Here is an 18,442-nt window from a genome sequence, read left to right as displayed (position 1 = left end):
CCCCACTTCCCGGGTCCGCGGGCCCGCTCCGTCGCGGCTGCTCCCGGCCGTGCCCGCGGAATTGCCGCCACGGATCGGCGCGCGGATTGAACGACCGGCGCCCCGGCACCGTACGACCGGGTGAAGGGAGCTGCTCATGAAGCGCATCACCCCGTTGCTGACCCTGCTGACCGGGGCCGGGACGGCCGCCGTGCTGTTCGCGATGAGCGCCCAGGCGGCGCCGCGTACGGTCCAGCCGACGGCCGCCGCCACCCCCTCGGCCAGCGCCACGGCGCCGCCCGACGCGCCCCCGACACCACCGGCCGCCCCGACCGGGCAACCGCCCGCGCAGCCGTCCGAGCAGCGCGGCCGCCCCGGCGCTCCGAGCACCGCCCCGGCCGCTCCCACCGCCCCGGCCGCGCCGGTCACCGCGAACTGGACCGGCCGGCTCGACAGTGGCGCCACCATCGCCATCACCGCCACCAAGGGCACGGCGGTGGCCTACGTCTGCGACGGCCGCCGGCTGGAGATCTGGCTGCGGGGCACCGCCGCGGACGGCCGGCTGAAGCTGACCGGCAAGAAGGGCGCCACCCTCACCGGCACGATCGGCGACGGCGACGTCACCGGCGAACTGGTCGTCCGCGACCAGCGGTGGACGTTCACCGCCAAGGCGGCCGCCACGCCCGCGCCCGTGCTCTACCGGGCCACCGCGCAGGCGCGCCGGGCCGGCGTCGACGGCGGCTGGATCATGCTGCCGGACGGCTCCCAGATCGGCGTGCTCACCCGTGACGGCTCCCCGGCGCCGGCCCCGCCGCTCGACCCGGCGTTCGGCACCACCATCGTCGACGGCAGCACCGTCACCGCCGAGCCGGTGACCGGCGTCCCGGAGACGGCGGAGTGAGGCTCGGTCCCCGGCACGGCGTCGAGGCGGACTCCGCCGACGACACCACGCCGGTCGTGCAGGTACGGTTCGACCCGGCTCCCGCGCCGGACCGGCCCGCCACGTTCGGCGCGCCCGGGGCGTCGCTGGTCGTTCCGCTGCTGGTCGGCGCGGCCGTCGCGGTCGCCACGGGCGTCTACGGTCGGCTGCACACCCCGACCGGGATCGCCGTCAACCTGGCCGGCTTCTCCGGCCCGCAAGCGGTGAAGGTGTGGCTGGGCAGCGGCGCGGCGTTCTTCGCCGTCCTCCAGTTGCTCTCCGCGCTGGCCATGTGGGGCCGGCTGGGCGGGTTCGCCCCGTCCTGGGCGGGCACCGCGCACCGCTGGTCGGGGCGGATCGCGTTCCTGCTGACCGTGCCGGTGGCGGTGCACTGCCTCTACGCGCTCGGCTTCGCCGACCACGACGCCCGCACCCTGCTGCACTCGCTGCTCGGCTGCCTGTTCTTCGGCGCCTTCACCACCAAGATGCTCGCCCTGCCCCGGCCGGGCCTGGCCGGCTGGGTGCTGCCGGTGATCGGCGGAGTGGTCTTCACCGTCCTGATGGGCATCTGGCTGACCTCGTCGCTGTGGTACTTCACCACGGTCGGCGTCGGCACCTGAGGTACGAGAGGAAGGCGAGGACATGGTCGACGACCGCGATCCCGGCTGCCCGTCCCGGCGGGCGATGCTGGCCGGGGCCGGCGCGGCGGGCCTCACCGCCCTGCTGACCGGCTGCCAGACGTACGGCGAGGCCGCCGCCCCGGCCGGCGAGGCGACCGGCGCGGCGGGCGGAGCGGCGAAGCCGCTGGCCACGGTGGCGGACATCCCCGTCGGCGGCGGAAGGATCTTCGCCGCCCAGGGGGTGGTGGTCACCCAGCCCACCGAGGGCACCATCAAGGCGTTCTCCGCGAAGTGCACCCACCAGGGCTGCACCGTCACCGCCGTCCGCGACCGCACCATCGTCTGCGGGTGCCACAACAGCATCTTCGACATCGCCGACGGCTCGGTGCGCGGCGGACCGGCCGGTCAGCCGCTGCCGGAGGCGGCCGTCTCGGTCGAGGGGAACAGCATCCGGCTGGCCTGACCGGCGGGACGGACCACGCGCTCAGGTGCCGGGGGTGACCGCCCGCAGCCGGTGCTGGGCCAGCACCGCGTGGCCGACCGGGATCAGGTCGTCCCGCCGCCCGCGCGGTAGCCCGCGGGCACTCCCGGGCGGCCGGCCTGGCGGGCACGTCCGGGCGGGACGGTCGGGGTCGCCGCGACCGGAGGGGACGGTAGAGTGGACCACCGCAGCCGACGCCCCACCAGGCGTCGCGAGCGAGCGTCAAGCAGCGGCGCTGGTCCCCGGTCCGCCCCCGCGGAGCCGCACTCGCGGCCGACGGGAGTGGGTCGTTCCCATCATGCGCTGCCCCGGCTCCGCCGGAACGATTGCGCCGGTTCGCAAGGACGTCAGACGCCATGCCGCAGTCCCCCCTCGACCTGACCGAGGCCTTCATCCAGCTGGGCACGATCCGCCACGACGAGACGGGCCTGGACGCCATCCTGACCCGGATCGCCCAGGTCGCCCGGGACGGCATCCCGGGGGCCGCCGAGGTGTCGGTGACGCTGGTGCACGGCACCGAGGCCACCACCGCCGCCTACACCGGCGAGCTGGCGCTGCGCCTCGACGAGTGGCAGTACGAGCAGGGTCGGGGCCCGTGCCTGGACGCGGCGACGACCGGCACGGTGATGATCGTGGCGGACATGGCGACCGAGAGCCGGTGGCCGGAGTGGGCGCGGCGGGCGCGCGAGGCCGGCGCGGGCAGCTCGATGTCGATCGGCCTACCCATCCAGGAGGCGGTGGTCGGGGCGTTGAACGTCTACGGCACCCGGCCGGGTGCGTTCGACGAGGTGGCGGAGGCCGCGCAGACCTTCGCCGACCACGCCGCGGTCGCCCTGGCCAACGCCCACCTCTACGACAGCACCGCGAACCTCGCCCAGCAGATGCAGTCGGCGATGCACAGCCGGGCGGTCATCGAGCAGGCGAAGGGGATCATCATGGGGCAGCGGCGGTGCTCGGCGGACGAGGCGTTCGCGATCCTGGCGAAGGTGTCGCAGAACTCCAACCGCAAGGTGCGTGAGGTGGCCGAGTCGTTGGTGCGTCAGGTCACCACGGGAGACGCCACGCCCCGGCCGGCGACCCGCCCGGAGGGCTGAGTCACCGCTCAGCCGGTCGTCCCTCGGCCCGCGTCACGAGCGCCGCGGCGACGTCGCGTACCTTGCGGTTGGTGTCCTGGGACAGCTTCGACAGGATCGCGAACGCCTCGTCGGCCGAGCACCGCCGCTCGCCCATGATGATGCCCTTGGCCTGCTCGATGACCGCCCGGCTCTCCATCGCCGCGCGCATCTGCTCGGCCAGGGTTGCGGCGTTCTCGTACAGGTGGGCGTTGGACAGGGCCACGGCGGCGTACGCGGCGAAGGTCTTCGCCAACTCCTGTGCGTCCGGGTCGAAGGCGCGGGTCGCCAGCCCGTAGACGTTGAGGGTGCCCACCACCGCCTCCTGGATGGGCAGCCCGATCGACAGCGAGCTGCCGACACCGGCGTCCCGGGCCCGCCCGGCCCAGACCGGCCACCGGTCCTCGTCGGCGGTGTCCGGCACGGAGATCGCGTCGCCGCTGACCGAGGCGTCCAGGCACGGGCCCCGGCCCTGCTCGTACTGGAACTCGTCGAGTTCGAGGGCAAGTTGGCCCGTGGTGGCCACGCTCTCGGCGGTGGTGCCCCGCAAGAGCGTCACGGAGACCTCGGCGGCGCCGGGGATGCTGCGCCGGGCCAGCCCGGCGACGGAGCGCAGCACCTCGTCGACGCCGGCCTCGTCGAGCCGGATCCGACCGAGCTCGGCCAGGGCGTCCTGCGGGGACAGCGGAGTCTGTGCCATGGAACTGGTCCTTCACGACGGGGCGTACCCCACGGGTGCGGCGGGCGGACGCCGCGCCGGTCTTCGTCGGACCGTCCCCGGACCGCGGGCGGCGGCCGTGTGCCCGGGGCTGCGGGTGGCCGGCCCCGCACCGGGGCGGCGTGGCACCTCGCACCCTACCCGCCGCGCGGGCGCCCCGTCGCCCGAGCCGGCGGAGCCACCGGGCGGCGTCGCCCACCGTGACGTGTGGAAATCGGCCGGCAGGAGTAGCGTCGGAGCCGGGTCGAGACACGCGCCCAGGACCGGCACCGCACCGCGGTGCCGTGATGTCCGATCAATCCCGCGAGGGGGCGCGATGTCCACGGAACTGCCGTACGACCGAGCCCGGCGCGCGGACGGCGACGTCCCCGCGCCCGAGGCGCCGGTGATGTCACTCGACTGGGAGCACGAGGGACCGCTGACGGTGGTGTCGGTCCACGGTGAGGTGGACATGAGCAACGCGCACCTGCTCGTCGATCTCGTGGCGGAGCTCGCCGGCCGCCCCGCCCCCCGGGTCGTCGTGGACCTGTCCGAGGTCCGCTTCGTCGACCTGCACGCGGTACGCGCCCTCGTCGAGGCGGATCGCCTGCTGCGCGAGGCGGCGGGCGGCCTGGCGCTGCGTCGACCGCCCCGCTGCGTCTCCCGCCTGCTGCACCTCACCGCGACGGCGCACCTGTTCGGGATGGACGAGGATCCGGTGCCCGGCGACGCGCCGTGGGCCCGGTCGGCCGCCACCGGCGACCACGTCCCGCCGAGGCGAGCCACCGGCGCCCTGTCGGCGCCCCAGTCCCGGATGGACGCCGGCCGGCCGCCCCTGCCCAGCGCCCGGCAGGTGTCGGCCTGACCAGCGGCACAGAAACCTGCATGCCGCGCCGCGCGCTCTCTGTCACCGCACCGGTGCTTTCGGTAGAGTCCCCGGTGCCGGCCCTCGGGGACGGCTGAGGTCGGGGGTGCGGCGATGGGCGTGCGGAGCGGGCGGCTGGGCCCTCTCGCGCTGCGCCTCGGGCTCATGCTCGGTGCCGCCGCCTGCGCCTGGATCGGCTACGAGGCGGGCGACGACCGGTCCGCGCGCGCCGCTGATGCGCTACCCGTCGTCACGGTGGACACGGTCGTCGGAGGCGTGACCGACCTGCTCCAGGCCACCCTCACCCCGGTGGTGATCCCGCCCTCGGTCCCGGCCGACACCCTGGATCCCCCGCGCCCGCCCGGGTCCGTCGACGAGGGCGGCCACACGGGGGGCATGGCGCCGTCCCGGGCCGGGTCGTCCCCGACAACCGACACCCGCGAGGCGACGGCGGCACCGAAACGCCGGACGCCCCCGCCCGCCGGCCGACCGACCCGAGCCGTCCCGCCGCGCCCAGAGGCGCCGGGGACCGTGGCCGCGCGCACGAGCCGGCCGCCGCGCGACCGGGTGGCGACGCCGTCGGCCACCGCCGTCGACCGGGTCACCACCCCCGTCGTGGGCGCGCTGCCGGCCGTGCTCGACCCGGTGGCCGGCCCCGTCCTCGGCGTCCTGCCGCCCGTGCTCGACCCGGTCGCCGGCCCCGTTCTCGGCGCCCTGGCCCCGGTGGTCGACCCGGTCGCCGGTCCCATCGTCGGCGGCCTGGCCCCCGTGGTCGACCCACTGCTGCGCGGGCTCCACCCGGTGCTCAGGCCGCTGGAGCCCGTACTCAAACCGCTGGAGCCGGTGCTACGGCCGCTGGAGCCGGTGCTACGGCCGCTGGAGCCGGTGCTGGGGGCGCTGCGTCCGGCCGAGGTCGCCCCGCCCGTCGAGCGGGCGCCCGGGGCGGGCGGCACGGCCGAACCGGCGCCCGGGGTGACCGGCACCGCCGGGCGACCACCCGGTGCCACCACGACCGCCCCGCCGACACCACCCGCCGCGATGCCGCCCACCGGCGAAGCCCGAACCGGCGCGGCCCTGGCCGGCCCGGCACCGACGAGGGCGGTCGCGTGGTCGCCGGCGGGAGCCGGGGACGATCCCGTCCGCCACCCGGTCCGACCTGACCTCATCCCGCACCACGGCGCGCCCGCCACCGACACCGGCGGCGTGGGATCAGCCGGGGGCGTCCACCCGCCTGCCGCCGACGCTTCGACGGTCGCCTGGACGCCGCCCGCCACCGGGCTGCGGCTCTGCCGGCCGGACGCTCCCGCGCCGCTGCCGTCCCGCTGTCCCCGGCCCGGGAGCAGACCCGCCTGACGGCGTCCGCCGACGCGACGTGGGAGTCCACCTCGTCGTTGGCGGCGCCGCCATCGCCTCGGATCGGGTCCGACCGCGACGGCCGCCGCCACCGGAGTTCCCGCCGTCGCCCCCGGCCGCGCGTCCCTGTCTCCCACCGCTCCGGCGTCCGCCGGACTGACGGCCCTGCGCGGGCCTTGCGTCGCCGACCACACCGGCGCCCGGTGTCACCGGACCACCGGCCGGTCGACCACGCCTGCCGTACCCCGATCATGATTTTGATCAGGAGTCACACCATGAGCTACCCCATGCCCGTCGCCCGCGCCCGCTGGTGCGACGTGAACCGGATCGTCGACCTTGTCACCGCGAGCGTCGCCCCCACCGTGGTCGGTGCCTGGCTGGTCCCCGACGAGCGGCGCAGGCCGCTCGTGCTGGCCGAGGTGGCCCGGATCTGGACCGAACACGCGCTGCTGGTCGGCGACGTGTTCCTGCTGCCCGCCGGCACGGCCGCCGCCGTCTGGTTCCACCGCTACCGCCCCATCCCGTCGCCCGCCCGCTACGAGGAACGGCTCGCGCTGGCCTGCGGCGAGGATCACGAACGCTTCCTCCTTCTCGAACAGGCCCTGGCCGCGCACCGCCCCACCGAGGCGCACCACCACCTCGCGATCCTGGCGGTGCCGGCCGGCCCGGACCGTGCCGCGCGGGCCGACGCCGTCCTCACCGGCAGTCAGCGGTGGATGGACACGATCGGCCTGCCGACGTACGCGGAAGCCTTCAGCGACGGCCACCGCGCCCTGCATGGTCGGCACGGGTACGTCGAACGCGACAGCTTCCCCCTGCTGAACGGGATGCTGGTGCACTCGATGTGGCGTCCGGCGTCGCAGCCGGGGCGCCGGGGCGCCAACGTCGCCCGCTGGCCGACCGCGCGACCACCCCGACCCGAGCAGAACCGGGCGCGGGAGTGGGTCCCGAGGTGACCGGGCGCGCCACCGCACCATCCCGGGCGCGTCGATGAACCGGGGCGGCCCCGAGGCCGCCCCGGCCTCCCGTCGTCGCTCGGCGGAGCAGCGGTGGACCTCGTCCAGGGGTTCAACCGAGCGGCCGCCGAACCTGGTCGACTTCCTCTCTTAAGCCGACGACCGCGTCATCATGCAGCGGGTCTTCGGCGGGTCCGCCTTCATCCACCGGACCCTGCGCGACCACCTGGCCGAGGTCGGCCGCGCCTTCCAGCGGGCCCGGTGACGGTCAGTCGCGTACGCCGCCCGAGGCGAGCAGCCGGGCGATCGGCAGGGTCGCCGCGCCCAACGCCACCGCGTCCACCCCCAGCCGACCGAGCTGGATCGACGCCTGCTCGTACGGCTGGCGCAGCGCCTGCCGGCCGGCGGCCGCCCGGATGGCCGGCAGCAGGTCGCCGAGGGCCATGGCGGCCCAGCCGCCGAGCACCAACCGCTCCGGGTTGAACAGGTTGATCAGGTTGGCCACCCCGGCGCCCAGGTAGCCGGCGGTCTCGTCGAGCACCCGCCGGGCGGTGGCCGAGGTGGCCGCCGCGTCGACCAGCGCGGCGAGCTGGGACTCCTCGTCGTCGCCGGGCACCGGCCGGCCCCGACGGGCCTCCCGGTAACGGTCGATGATCGCCTCCGCCCCGACGTACGCCTCCAGGCAGCCCCGGGCGCCGCAGCGACAGGCCCGGCCGCCGTACATCAGGGTGGTGTGCCCCCACTCGCCAGCGCTGCTGGACGCTCCCCGATAGGTGATCCCGTTGGTCACCACGGCCGCGCCGACGCCGGAGCCGACGAGCGCGAACACGGCGTGTCGGGCGCCCCGGCCGGCGCCGAACCACATCTCCGCCTGGCCGAGGGTCTTGGCCCCGTTGTCGAGGTGCAGCGGCAGGTCGGTGCCGTCGGCGATCAGTCGTTGCAGCGGGACCCGGTCCCACCCGAGCGCCTGGGCGTGCACGACCGCCTGGGCGCCCTGCTCGACCACTCCGGAGACGCCGATGCCGACGCCGAGCACGTCGGCCGCCGCGACCCCCGCCCGGGTGGTCACCGCCTCGATGCCGGCCAGCACGTGACCGGCCACCGCGGCCGGCTCGGTGCGGGCCGGGTCCAGCGGGTACTCGCTGCTGGCCAGCAGCGTCATCGCCAGGTCGAAGAGCTCGACGCGGACCCGGGTCTCCCCCACGTCGACGCCGATCACGGCGGCGAATCCCGGCGCGACCCGGAGCATCATGCTCGGCCGCCCCCCGTCCGAGGAGGCGGCGCCCGCCTCGACGACCAGCCCCTCGTCGATCAGGTCACCGACGACGTTGCTCACCGCGGGCTGGCTCAGCCCGCTGCTGCGTACCAGGTCCTGCCGGGTCAGCGGGCCGTCGAGGAACACCTTCGTGAGCAGGGTGGACCGGTTGCGCAGCCGGAGTCCCCGGTTCGTCGCTCGCACCAGCTCCACTCCCCACCCCGCATCCTCCTCGGCCGCCCGGGCGACTGTACGTCGCCATGCTTGACGGCCCTGGAGAGGCGTACCCGGCCGGGCTGGAGGAGCTGCTGGTCGCGGTCAGCGAGGAGTACGCCCCGGCGCGGATCATGGTCACCGAGAGCGGCGCGGCCTGGCCGGACCGGGTGACCGCGCGGCGGCGCGCGAGCGCGGCGTGCCGCTGGACGGCTGCTTCGTCTGGTCCCTGCTGAACAACTTCGAGTCGGCGTACGGCAAGCGCTTCGGTCTGGCGCACGTCGGGGCCGGGCCCTACGAGCCACGCCGGCTGGGAACGGGTGCGGGCCTCCGCCGCGTGAACCCGCCGAGCGTCACCCAGCACGCCGCCAACTCGGCGAGCCTGGGTGGTCACAGCACTGACCGACACACGTCGGGTCATCCGAGCCACCGGTCGAACCAGGCGCGGGTACGGCGGAGCACGTCGAGTTGGTGGCTGCGTTCGCGGATCGAGTGGTTCTCCCGGGGATAGACGACGTACTCGTGCTCGACTCCGAACCTGCGTAGCGCGCGGTGGAAGAACTCCGCCTGCGACACCGGGACGTTCGTGTCGTTCTCGCCGTGCAGGATCAGCACCGGCGTGCGGATCTTGGCGGCGTACGAGATCGGGCTGAGCCGGTCGTGACGGTGTGGACCCGTTCCTTCCCAGCCGCTGCTACCACCGAGGGCCGACTCGAACCGGCCCAGTTCTCCGGTGGCGGCGAGCATTCCCCAGTCGCTGATGCCGGCGCCCATCACGGCGGCCTTGAACCGGTCGGTCTGCCCGACCGCCCAGGCGGCCATGAACCCGCCGTGGCTCCAGCCGCCGATGCCGAGCCGGTCCGGGTCCGCGACGCCGTCGGCGATGAGCAGGTCGATGCCGGCGCAGATGTCGGTCCACTCATCGAGGCCGACCGCACCGGCGACGCGCACGGCGAAGTCGTGGCCGTGCCCTTGGCCGCCGCGCGGGTTCGGCAGAAACACGGCGTAGCCGGCGGTCGCCAGCCACTGGCCGGACGGGTCCCAGCCGAGCATGAGGCGGTCGGCGTGCCGGTGGTACGGGCCGCCGTGGACGAGTGTCACCAGTGGAAAGGGCCCGTCCTCGTGGGACCGGCCCGCGGGCAGGATCAGCAGGCCGTCGAGGGCCAGCCCGTCGGACGCCGCGTATGACAGGCGTTCCTGGACACCCCAGGGGATGTCGTGGAGTTCGGGCCTGAGATCGGTCAGCCGCGTCAGCGGCTCGCCCGTGGGGCCGGCGTGGACGTTCCCGGGCTGGTAGGACGTGCTGACGACCGCCGCGACGACGGCACCGTGCCGGTTCGTGGTCAGCGACGTCGCGAGGCCGTCGACCCGGGACACCTCGACGAGGGTGGGCCCGGCTGGATCGAGCCGGTGGATCGCGGTGTCGAGCCCGTCGGCAACCAGCACCAGCGGCAGACCGGCGTCGACCTGGACCAGGTTGCTCGGGCAGGCGGTCGTGCCGGCGGTCAGGTTTCGGTGCTCGCCCACCGGCCCGCGCACGGGCACGGCGACATCGAGTACCGCGTGTCCGCCCACCAGAGCGGGCGGAGTCGTCGCGACGTATGCCAGGTGCCAGCCATCGTCGGCGGGCCACCAGACGAGCGACGACCCACCCGGCGCAGCCGGGCCGAGGTCCCGCGTCACGCCGCTGTCCGGGTCGAGCAGGTGGAGCCCGGGCTCCACCAGACCCGGGTCCACGTCCGGGGTCGACCAGGTCAGTACCGCCAGCACTCCATCGTCGGGCCGCTGGGCCACCTCGACGACATGGCGATCGCCGAACGTGTCCGGCGTCCGAACCTCCCGGCTCCGTACGTCGAGCAGCCGTAGCCGGTCCGGGAGTACGCGTTCACCCCACACCCGAGCGTCGTCACGCTCCCGGTCCCGACGTTCGTCCTCGGCGGACGGTTCATCGGCTGCGATGATCACGACAAGGCCCGGGTCGGCCAGCGGGAGGTGACCGGACACCCCACCGGCCCAGGACGTGACCGCCTCCACGACACCGTCGACCAGCCCCACCCGGTGCAGTTGCGCCGCGCGACGCTCGGCCCGGTCGGAGAGAAAGTAGATCGACAGCGAATCCGCAGCCCACCGCGGCGCTGAATCGTACGCCTCACCCGAGGTCAATCGTCGGGGCAACCCGGTCCCGTCGACGGCGGCGACCCAGAGGTCGCTGACCGGGTGAACACCAGCCCGCCCGACCGGGGCGACCACGAAGGCGACCCACCTGCCGTCCGGCGACAGCGCCAACGCCTGCGGAACCCGACCGTCAACCACCAACTCGGCGGAGAGCTGCGCACGGGCCATCGACAGGCAATCCCAGGAGGAGACGACCTCGCCGCGGTGGGTCACCGCAGCCCGGCGGCGATGGCGTCGACGAGCAGCGCGCCCACGATCCGCGTCAGGGTGGCCTGCGCCGCCTCGACGTCCAGGCCCATCGCGTCGCGCATCATCGACCAGGCCGACCAGGTGCTCGCCACGGTCAGCGCGTCGAGCAGCTGCTCGCGTCCCGGCCCGGCGTGCGCCAGCTCCGGGCCGAAGACCGTCTCGATCTCGCCGCGTACCCGGTCGATGTTGCCCTCGCGATTGCGGCGCAGCTGCGGCGAGAACGGCTCGCGCAGCGCCGAGGCGCGGGCCGAGGGCGCCAGCACCTCCAGCATCCGGGCGCGCTGGGCGCTGAACTCCCCGATCCGCCGGGTGAGCGGCAGCTCCGGCGAGATCGGCCGGACCATCGACTCCTGCCGCTCGCTGACCCGCCGGCCGGTCGCGGCGAACAGGGTCTCCATGTCCTTGAAGTTGGTCCACAAGGTACGCAGCGACACCCCCGCGCGTTCCGCGATGCGCTCCCCGGTGGGCCGGAGGTCCCCCTCGTCGATCAGCGCCAGGTGTGCGTCGACGATGGCGGTGCGGGTACGCTCGGCGCGCGCCGACCGCCCGTCCACCCGCGCCGGCCCGTCCGCGGCCACGTCGATCATGTGATCGTCCCCTGTCCGTTGCGGAGAAATCTGCACCGGAAGTGTATCGACATCCGCCAAACCAGGCTCAGACGGCGTACCCATCCCCCGATCCGATGCCCCGCAGCGCGACAATCCGCACCCTACGTGCGACCTGTCGCGCACCGGATACGGCCGCGAACGGGTTCCCCGCACAGTCCGGGCCGCCACCGTTAGGTGGCGGCCCGGGCCGGACCGGCGCGGTGGCCGGTGGCGTCGCGGATCAGGTCGTCGGGATCGCGTCCGCCGGCGGCGCGGCCGGCGCACCGCTCAGCTCGGTGACGGCGCCGTCACCGTCGTCCGTGGTGTAGGTCGGGCCGAAGTACGCCTGGACGCCGTTCTGCACCTTGTTCATCCGGACGCCGCTGTAGCCGGCGTGGACGTCCTTGCTGTACCGGAACGGGGTCAGGCCCGGCCCGGTGAAGCCCCCCTTGCGCACCGCCTCGACCAGCTTCTCGCGGGTCAGGTCCTTGCCGGCCGCGAGCAGCGCCTGCACGAAGGTGTACGCCATCGAGTAGCCGTAGACGGCGTTGCCGTCGATCGGGTTGGCGGCGTTGTACTGCTGGTGGATCTTGGTGTACGCCTGGATCCACGGGTCGCTCGGGTCGTTCGCCATCGGCAGGTAGTTGTCGGCGATCATCCCCTCGAGGATCACCTTCTTGTCGCCGAGCTGGCCGGAGAGCGTGGTGTAGTCGGCGCCGACGTTGGACACCACCCACTGCGCCCGGAACCCCTGCCCGGCGGCCTGGCCCATGGCCAGCGCGGTGAAGCCCGGGATGCTCGCCGAGATCACCACCTGGCAGCCGGCCGCCTTCAGCGCGCCGATCGCCGGGCCGACCTGCGGGTTGGTGGGGGTGTAGGTCTGCTTGGCGACCACCGGCCCGAGGATCTTCTCCACCCCGGCGAGGGAGTCGCGGCCGAAGTCGTCGTTCTGCCCGAAGTGGCACACCTTCTGGCCGGAGAACTGCTGCTTGACGAAGGTGGCGAGGATCTTGCCCTCGACGGTGTAGTCGGGCTGCCAACCGAAGGTGGTCGGGTACTTCTCGGGCTGGTTCCAGTTGCGGCTGCCGGAGGAGACGAAGAGGTCGGGCACCTTCTGCGTCTTGACGAACTCCAGCACGTTGGTGTGGGTGGGGGTGCCGAGGCCGCCGAGGAGCGCGAAGACCTTGTCGTCGAGGACGAGCTTGCGGACGACGTTGTCGGCGTTCGCCGGGTTGTAGCCGTCGTCCATCACCTTGTAGACGATCTTCCGGCCGTTGACGCCGCCCTTGCTGTTGACGTGCTCGAAGTACGCCTTGGTGGCGGCGGAGATCTTCGAGTAGCCGGCCGCGGCGGGACCGGTGAGTGGCTGGTGGGTGCCGATCACGACCTCGGTGTCGGTGACGCCCGGGACGTTCTCGGCCGCCTGCTGCTCGTCGTTGGCGCAGGCCGACGCGCCGACCAGCAGCGCGAGGCCGGCAGCGGCCGCGAGTACGCGGCGGGTGTTGAGATGCATTGGTTCTCCATTCCGGTGCGGGTGCGAGACGGGGTGGGTGGAACCGGGTGAGTCAGGGGTGCGGGGTCCGGCGGCCCGGCCGGAGGCGTGCGGTGAGCGTGCGGGTGGCGCCCTGGAGGCCGCCCGGGGCCGCGAGCATGACGACGATGAGGATCAGGCCGAACACGGCGAGCGCCAGGTTGCCCTCCAGCCGCTGGGCGAGGCCCGCCGGCAGCGTGAAGGTGTCGGTGACGAGGCTCGGCAGGTCCTGCAGGGCCACCAGCAGGACCGCTCCCCAGACCGCGCCGGCGAGGCTGCCCAGCCCACCGATCACGATGGCCATCAGCAGGAACAGCGACAGGTCGAGGGAGAACTTGCCGGGGGCCACGGTGGCGGTCAGCACCGCGTACACGCCCCCGCCCAGGCCGGCGCAGGCGGCGCTCACCACGAAGGCGAGCACCTGGTTGCGGGCGACGTGGATGCCGGCGAGCCGGGCGGCCACCTCGTCGTCGCGGACCGCGCGCAGCGACCGGCCGAACCGGCTGCGCACCAGGTTCGCCATGAGCAGCATGGTGGTGAGCGCGGCGAGCAGCGCGATCCAGGCCAGCCACCGTTCCGGCTGGAAGTACGCGCCGAGGAACGCCGGCGGCGTCTCCGCCGGGAAGCGCAGCCCCTGCTCGCCGTTGAAGACGCCGGTGAAGATCGTGGCGATCGCCGGAACCAGGGTGGCGACGGTGAGGGTCACGCCGGCCAGGTACGGCCCGCGCAGCCGGGCGGCGGCCAGCCCGATGACCAGCCCGGCCGCCGCGGTCACCGCGACCGCGGCCAGCAGGGACAGCGGCAGGATCCACCGGCCCTGCACCGTGCGCGCCTCGAAGGCCCGCTGGACCAGCGCGACGGTGTACGCGCCGGTCGCCATCAGGGCACCGTGCCCGAGCGAGAGCTGGCCGTTGAGGCCGACCAGGACGGTGTAGCCGGCCGTGACGCAGAGGAACGCGCAGACCCGGGCCACCTGGAGGTTCTGGTACGGCGGCAACTGGTTGGTCAGCAGCACGACGAGCGTGCCGGCGAGCACGACCGGGACCAGGTGGCGCAGCAGCGTCGAGCCGCCCGCCTTCGTGGCGTCCGGCGGCCCGGGAAGCAGCCGGCGCAGCGATGACGGCCGGCCGGGTGGCGGTTCGGCCGTGGACACGTCGGGCTGGGTGGTGGTCACACGTGCCTCGCTCTCGCGCTGGAGAAGAGCCCGCCGGGGCGGACCAGCAGGACCGCCAGCAGCAGGACGAGGACGGCCAGCGGCGTGGTGTCCGGGCCGAGGTAGCCGGTGACGTAGGACAGGATCACGCCGACCAGCAGGCCGCCGACCACCGCCCCGGCCGGGCTGTCCAGGCCACCGACGACGGCGGCGGTGAACGCGACGACGAAGACCAGGTCCATCGCGTGCGGGTGCAGCCCAAGCCCGGTGGGGATGACCAGCATGCCGGCGAGGGCGCCGACGGCGGCGGCCAGCGCCCAGCCGACCGTGAGCATCCGGTTGACGTTCACCCCGAGCAGCCGGGACACCTCGGGAGCGAAGGCGGAGGCCCGCATCCGCAGGCCGATCGGCGTACGGGTGAACAGCAGCGCGAGCAGCACCACGACCACCAGGACGGCGCCGAGGACCCACAGGTCGTACGGGGACAGCGCGGCGATCCCGCCGATCGACAGGGCGTCGGTGTCGAACGGCGCGGCCGCCGGCCGGTACTCGTTGCCGAAGACCATGCCGAGCACCGCCTGGATCAGCAGCACCAGGCCGAGCGCGACGATGACGTCGTTGAGCGGATTGGCGTGGCCGACGAAGCGCATCAGCACCCGCTCGACGAGCGCACCCAGCGCCAGGCCGGCGAGGACGGCCGCGCCGAGGCCGAGCCAGTACGAACCGGTGGCCGAGGCGACCGCGTAGCCGACGTAGGCCGTCGCCACCGCCATCGCGCCCTGCGCGAAGTTGACCAGACGGGCGGCCCGCCAGATGAGCACCAGGGCGAGGGCGAACGCCGCGTAGACGGCGCCGGTGGACAGTCCGTCGAAGGTGAGGAACAAGAACCGGTCCAAGCGCGGATCCTTCCTACGGGTGGGTGGTCAGAACCCGAGGTACGCGTGACGTAGCGTCTCGTCCTCGCGCAGCTGTGCCGCCGGGGTGGCCATGACGACGCGGCCCAGGGACATGACGACGCCCTGGTCGGCGACGGAGAGGGCGCTGCGCACGTTCTGCTCGACGAGCAGGACGGTCAGCCCGGTGTCGTCGCAGAGCCGGCGCAGCAGTGCCATGATCTGCGCGGTGACCCGGGGTGCCAGGCCGAGCGACGGCTCGTCGAGCAGCAGCAGCCGGGGCCGGGCGATCAGCGCCCGGCCGAGGGCGAGCATCTGCCGCTCCCCGCCGGAGAGCTGGTGCCCGGCGTGCCGTCGCCGCCGGGCCAGCGGCTCGAACAGCTCGTACACCTCGTCCTGGGCGCGCCGGGCGTCGGCGCGGTCGCGGCGCCACAGCCCGCCGAGGCGCAGGTTCTCCTCGACGGTCAGCTCGGCGACGATGCCGCGGCCCTCCGGCACGTGCGCCAGGCCGCGGCGCACCAGCGCCTCGACGCGGACGCCGCGCAGGTCCGCACCGTCGAACCGGACCTGGCCGGCGGTGGGACGCAGCAGGCCGGACAGGGTACGCAGCAGGGTGGTCTTGCCGGCGCCGTTGGCGCCCAGGACGGCGGCGATGGTCCCGGTCGGCACCTCGAAGGTGACCTCGCGCAGCACCGGCACCGGTCCGTAGCCGGAGCTGAGCCCGTCGACGGCCAGGATGGCGCTCACGGCGCGACCACCGGACCGGCGCCGGTGCCGGTGACCCCGGCCGGGACGTCGGCGCCGAGGTAGGCCTCGGTCACCAGCGGGTCGTCGCGGACCTGCTCCGGGGTGCCGGCGGCGATGACCTTGCCGAAGTCCAGCACCACGATCTCGTGGCAGACCGACATGACCAGGTCCATGTGGTGCTCGACGAGCATGATCGAGCAGGCGGCGTCGGCCCGGTCGGGCAGCGCGGTGATCAGCTCGGCCAGCTCGCCGATGTCCTCGGCGCCGAGCCCGCCGGCCGGCTCGTCGAGCAGCAGCAGGCGGGGTCGGGCGATCAGGGCGCGGGCGAGGGCGACCCGCTTGCGCACCGCGTACGGCAGGGTGCCGGGCGCGGCCGCGGCGTGCCGCGCGACGCCCAGCTCGGTGAGCAGGTCGAGGGCCGCCTCGCGCAGCCGCCGTTCGTCGCGGTCGCTGCGGGGCAGGCCGAACAGGGCGGTGGTGAAGGCGGCCCGGGCGGCGTGGCTGGCGCCGGCCATGACGTTCTCGACGACGGTGAGGCCGGGGAAGAGGCCGACGCCCTGCAACGTGCGGGCGATGCCGAGGCGGGTGAGTCGGTGCGGACGCGGCCGGAACGGCCGGCCGTCGAGGGTGAGCGAGCCGCTGGTCGGCGGGACGAAGCCGCAGACCACGTTGAACAGGGTGGTCTTCCCGGCGCCGTTCGGGCCGATCACGCCGACGATCCGGCCGGGCGGCACCCGCAGGGAGACGCCGTCCAGCGCGACCAGGCCGCCGAACCGGACGCCGACGTCGCGCAGGACCAGGTCGGTGCCGCCGGCGGGAGTGTCGGTGGGTGGTGGGCTCATCTTCACCTCTTACGGGACGCGGCGACGGGGGAAAGCGCGGTGCGACTCGGGCGAAGCATCGGGGGTTATTACACCGGGAGTGTACTTTTAGCACGGACACCGTCAATGGCTCGTTACGACGCTGTGATCTGGTCGCGTCGTACCAGGACAATGCGGTCGACCCGGATCGTTGCCGAGCCGGGTGGCGGCAGCTATTGCACTTGCTGTGCAGGGGTTTCCAGCAGGTCCTGCTTCAGTTCCCGCTTGAGGAGCTTGCCGGTCGGGCCCTTCGGCAGTTCGGCGACGATGCGGACCTGCCGCGGGTACTTGTACGCGGCGAGCCGCTCCCGGCAGTACGCCACCAGCTCGTCCGGCGTCACCTCGGCGTCCGGCGTGACGCTGAGCACCGCCACGACCTCCTCGCCCAGCTTGGCATCGGGGCGGCCGAGCACCGCCGCCTCGACGACCGCCGGGTGGGCGTACAGGACCTCCTCGACCTCCCGGGGGTAGACGTTGTACCCACCCCGGATGATCATGTCTTTCTTGCGGTCGACGATGAACAGGTAGCCGTCGGCGTCGGCGTACGCCAGGTCCCCGGTGTGGAACCAGCCGCCACGGAACGCCTCGGCGGTCGCCTCGGGGTTCTTGTAGTAGCCCTTCATCACGTTGTGGCCGCGGACCACGATCTCGCCGACGTGCTCCGGCCCGGGCGGCAGCGGCCGGTCGGCGTCGTCGACGATGCGGGTCTCCACGCCCCAGATCGGCTTGCCGATGGAGAGCACCTTGCGCTGCTCGGCGCTGATGTTGAACGTGGTCGTGCTGGCCGTCTCCGACAGCCCGTACCCCTCCAGGATCACCACGCCCGGGAACCGCTCCTCGAAGGACCGGATCACCTCGCCGGGGATCGCCGCGCCACCGGATACGCCGACCCGCAGCGAGGAGAGGTCCCGACCGGTGAGGTCGGCCTGCAACAGGGCGAAGTACATGGTGGGTACGCCGGAGAAGATCGTGCACCGGTGCCGCTCGATGGCGTCGACCACCGGCCCCACCTCGAAGCGCGGCACGAGCACGATGGTGCCGCCGTAGCGCACGGCCACGTTGAGCACGCTGGAGAGACCGAAGACGTGGAACAGCGGCAGAACGGCCAGGCCGATGTCGTCGTCACGGAAGCCGAACAGGTCGCCGCCGACGGTGCAGTTCATGTAGAGCTGGAAGTGGGTCAGCTCGGCGCCCTTGGGCCGGCCGGTGGTGCCGCTGGTGTAGAGCAGCACGGCCGTGTCGTCGGCGTCCGTCGGCACGATCTCGCCGGTGTCCTCGGCCGCGTACAACTCGTCGAAGTGCCGGGTGCCGTCGGGTCGCCGGTCACTGCCCGGCAGGTTGACCACGTACGTCGTCACGCCGTCGACCTCGGCCGCCCCCTTGGCCGCCTCCTGCGCGAACAGCTCGAAGGTGATGAAGACCTTGGTGTCGGAGTCCGCCAGGTGGTACGCGACCTCGCCGGCGCGCAGCAGCGGGTTGAGCGGCACCATGACCAGGCCCGCCTTGAGCACGGCGAAGTAGGCGAAGAGGAACTGCGGCACGTTCGGCAGCTGCACCGCCACCTTGTCGCCCCGGCGCAGGCCCAGCCCGAGCAGGGCGGTGGCGACCCGCCCGGAGATCTCGTCCACCTGCCGGTAGCTGAAGGTCAGGGCGTCGAGGTGGCAGAGCGGCTTGTCGGGATGCGCCCGGCGGGGCTCCCGGAGGATGGTCGCGAGGTTGAAGCTCATCGGTGCTCCTCCTGTGCGGCGAGTCGCGGAACATCGAGCAACGTGGCAGCCGGTCTACGCCCTCCGCCCT

18 protein-coding genes are annotated in these 18,442 nt (G+C 73.9%); 8 read left to right on the top strand and 10 right to left on the bottom strand.

The window, feature by feature from the left end:
- Positions 1–136: 136 nt before the first annotated feature.
- From V6U89_RS20490 to V6U89_RS20475, 4 genes are all read left to right on the top strand, one after another.
- Positions 137–880, top strand: a complete 744-nt coding sequence (locus tag V6U89_RS20490) for a hypothetical protein (RefSeq protein ID WP_334572962.1) — start codon at positions 137–139, stop codon at positions 878–880.
- 125 nt (positions 881–1,005) lie between these two features.
- Entirely contained in the window at positions 1,006–1,518 is a 513-nt protein-coding gene (locus tag V6U89_RS20485; RefSeq protein ID WP_334573014.1) for a DUF6529 family protein, read from the top strand.
- Positions 1,519–1,540: 22 nt separating this feature from the next.
- A complete protein-coding gene (locus V6U89_RS20480) occupies positions 1,541–1,981 on the top strand; it encodes a Rieske (2Fe-2S) protein (protein WP_334572961.1) in 441 nt (146 codons plus the stop codon).
- A gap of 374 nt (positions 1,982–2,355) precedes the next feature.
- Positions 2,356–3,093: a GAF and ANTAR domain-containing protein gene (locus V6U89_RS20475; RefSeq protein WP_334572959.1), complete on the top strand. Its 738-nt coding sequence runs from the start codon at positions 2,356–2,358 to the stop codon at positions 3,091–3,093.
- Position 3,094: 1 nt separating this feature from the next.
- Here the strand turns inward: V6U89_RS20475 and V6U89_RS20470 are convergent, their stop codons facing one another.
- Positions 3,095–3,811 carry a GAF and ANTAR domain-containing protein gene (locus V6U89_RS20470; RefSeq protein WP_334572958.1) on the bottom strand — a complete coding sequence of 239 codons (717 nt, stop codon included), beginning with the start codon at positions 3,809–3,811 and terminating at the stop codon, positions 3,095–3,097.
- Between the two features lie 334 nt (positions 3,812–4,145).
- On the opposite strand from V6U89_RS20470, the gene V6U89_RS20465 reads away from it, so the two are divergent.
- From V6U89_RS20465 to V6U89_RS20455, 3 genes are all read left to right on the top strand, one after another.
- The gene (locus V6U89_RS20465) at positions 4,146–4,673 is read left to right on the top strand and encodes an STAS domain-containing protein (protein WP_334572957.1); all 528 of its coding nucleotides are present in this window, start codon (positions 4,146–4,148) and stop codon (positions 4,671–4,673) included.
- A 114-nt stretch (positions 4,674–4,787) separates the two neighbouring features.
- Positions 4,788–6,026: a hypothetical protein gene (locus V6U89_RS20460; RefSeq protein ID WP_334572956.1), complete on the top strand. Its 1,239-nt coding sequence runs from the start codon at positions 4,788–4,790 to the stop codon at positions 6,024–6,026.
- 275 nt (positions 6,027–6,301) lie between these two features.
- Complete coding sequence (locus V6U89_RS20455) at positions 6,302–6,982, top strand: hypothetical protein (RefSeq protein WP_334572955.1); 681 nt, start codon at positions 6,302–6,304, stop codon at positions 6,980–6,982.
- 268 nt (positions 6,983–7,250) lie between these two features.
- On the opposite strand, the gene V6U89_RS20450 is transcribed toward V6U89_RS20455, so the two are convergent.
- The gene (locus V6U89_RS20450; protein ID WP_334572954.1) at positions 7,251–8,441 is read right to left on the bottom strand and encodes an ROK family transcriptional regulator; all 1,191 of its coding nucleotides are present in this window, start codon (positions 8,439–8,441) and stop codon (positions 7,251–7,253) included.
- A gap of 56 nt (positions 8,442–8,497) precedes the next feature.
- Between V6U89_RS20450 and V6U89_RS20445 the strand changes: the two genes are divergently transcribed.
- Complete coding sequence (locus V6U89_RS20445; protein WP_334572953.1) at positions 8,498–8,686, top strand: hypothetical protein; 189 nt, start codon at positions 8,498–8,500, stop codon at positions 8,684–8,686.
- Positions 8,687–8,867: 181 nt separating this feature from the next.
- On the opposite strand, the gene V6U89_RS20440 is transcribed toward V6U89_RS20445, so the two are convergent.
- The 8 genes from V6U89_RS20440 to V6U89_RS20405 all read right to left on the bottom strand — a co-directional run bounded on the left by V6U89_RS20440 (position 8,868) and on the right by V6U89_RS20405 (position 18,372).
- Positions 8,868–10,793, bottom strand: coding sequence for a S9 family peptidase (locus V6U89_RS20440; RefSeq protein ID WP_334572952.1), 1,926 nt, complete (start codon positions 10,791–10,793; stop codon positions 8,868–8,870).
- A gap of 41 nt (positions 10,794–10,834) precedes the next feature.
- Entirely contained in the window at positions 10,835–11,461 is a 627-nt protein-coding gene (locus V6U89_RS20435) for a TetR/AcrR family transcriptional regulator (RefSeq protein WP_334572951.1), read from the bottom strand.
- A 241-nt stretch (positions 11,462–11,702) separates the two neighbouring features.
- On the bottom strand, positions 11,703–12,974 hold the full coding sequence (locus tag V6U89_RS20430) for an ABC transporter substrate-binding protein (protein WP_334572950.1): 1,272 nt from the start codon (positions 12,972–12,974) through the stop codon (positions 11,703–11,705).
- Between the two features lie 52 nt (positions 12,975–13,026).
- On the bottom strand, positions 13,027–14,166 hold the full coding sequence (locus tag V6U89_RS20425; RefSeq protein WP_334572949.1) for a branched-chain amino acid ABC transporter permease: 1,140 nt from the start codon (positions 14,164–14,166) through the stop codon (positions 13,027–13,029).
- Entirely contained in the window at positions 14,163–15,041 is an 879-nt protein-coding gene (locus tag V6U89_RS20420) for a branched-chain amino acid ABC transporter permease (protein ID WP_210776938.1), read from the bottom strand. The genes V6U89_RS20425 and V6U89_RS20420 overlap by 4 nt, the downstream gene beginning before the upstream one ends.
- A 27-nt stretch (positions 15,042–15,068) precedes the next feature.
- Positions 15,069–15,785, bottom strand: coding sequence for an ABC transporter ATP-binding protein (locus V6U89_RS20415; protein ID WP_334572948.1), 717 nt, complete (start codon positions 15,783–15,785; stop codon positions 15,069–15,071).
- Positions 15,782–16,627: an ABC transporter ATP-binding protein gene (locus tag V6U89_RS20410; protein WP_334572947.1), complete on the bottom strand. Its 846-nt coding sequence runs from the start codon at positions 16,625–16,627 to the stop codon at positions 15,782–15,784. Before V6U89_RS20410 ends, V6U89_RS20415 begins: the two co-directional genes overlap by 4 nt.
- Before the next feature lie 191 nt (positions 16,628–16,818).
- Complete coding sequence (locus V6U89_RS20405) at positions 16,819–18,372, bottom strand: long-chain-fatty-acid--CoA ligase (protein ID WP_334572946.1); 1,554 nt, start codon at positions 18,370–18,372, stop codon at positions 16,819–16,821.
- Between the last annotated feature and the right edge of the window lie 70 nt (positions 18,373–18,442).

Source organism: Micromonospora sp. CPCC 206171, assembly GCF_036906755.1.
Taxonomy (GTDB): domain Bacteria; phylum Actinomycetota; class Actinomycetes; order Mycobacteriales; family Micromonosporaceae; genus Micromonospora; species Micromonospora purpureochromogenes.
Note: the sequence above shows the minus strand (reverse complement) of the source record. Positions and strands in the feature narration are given on the sequence as shown.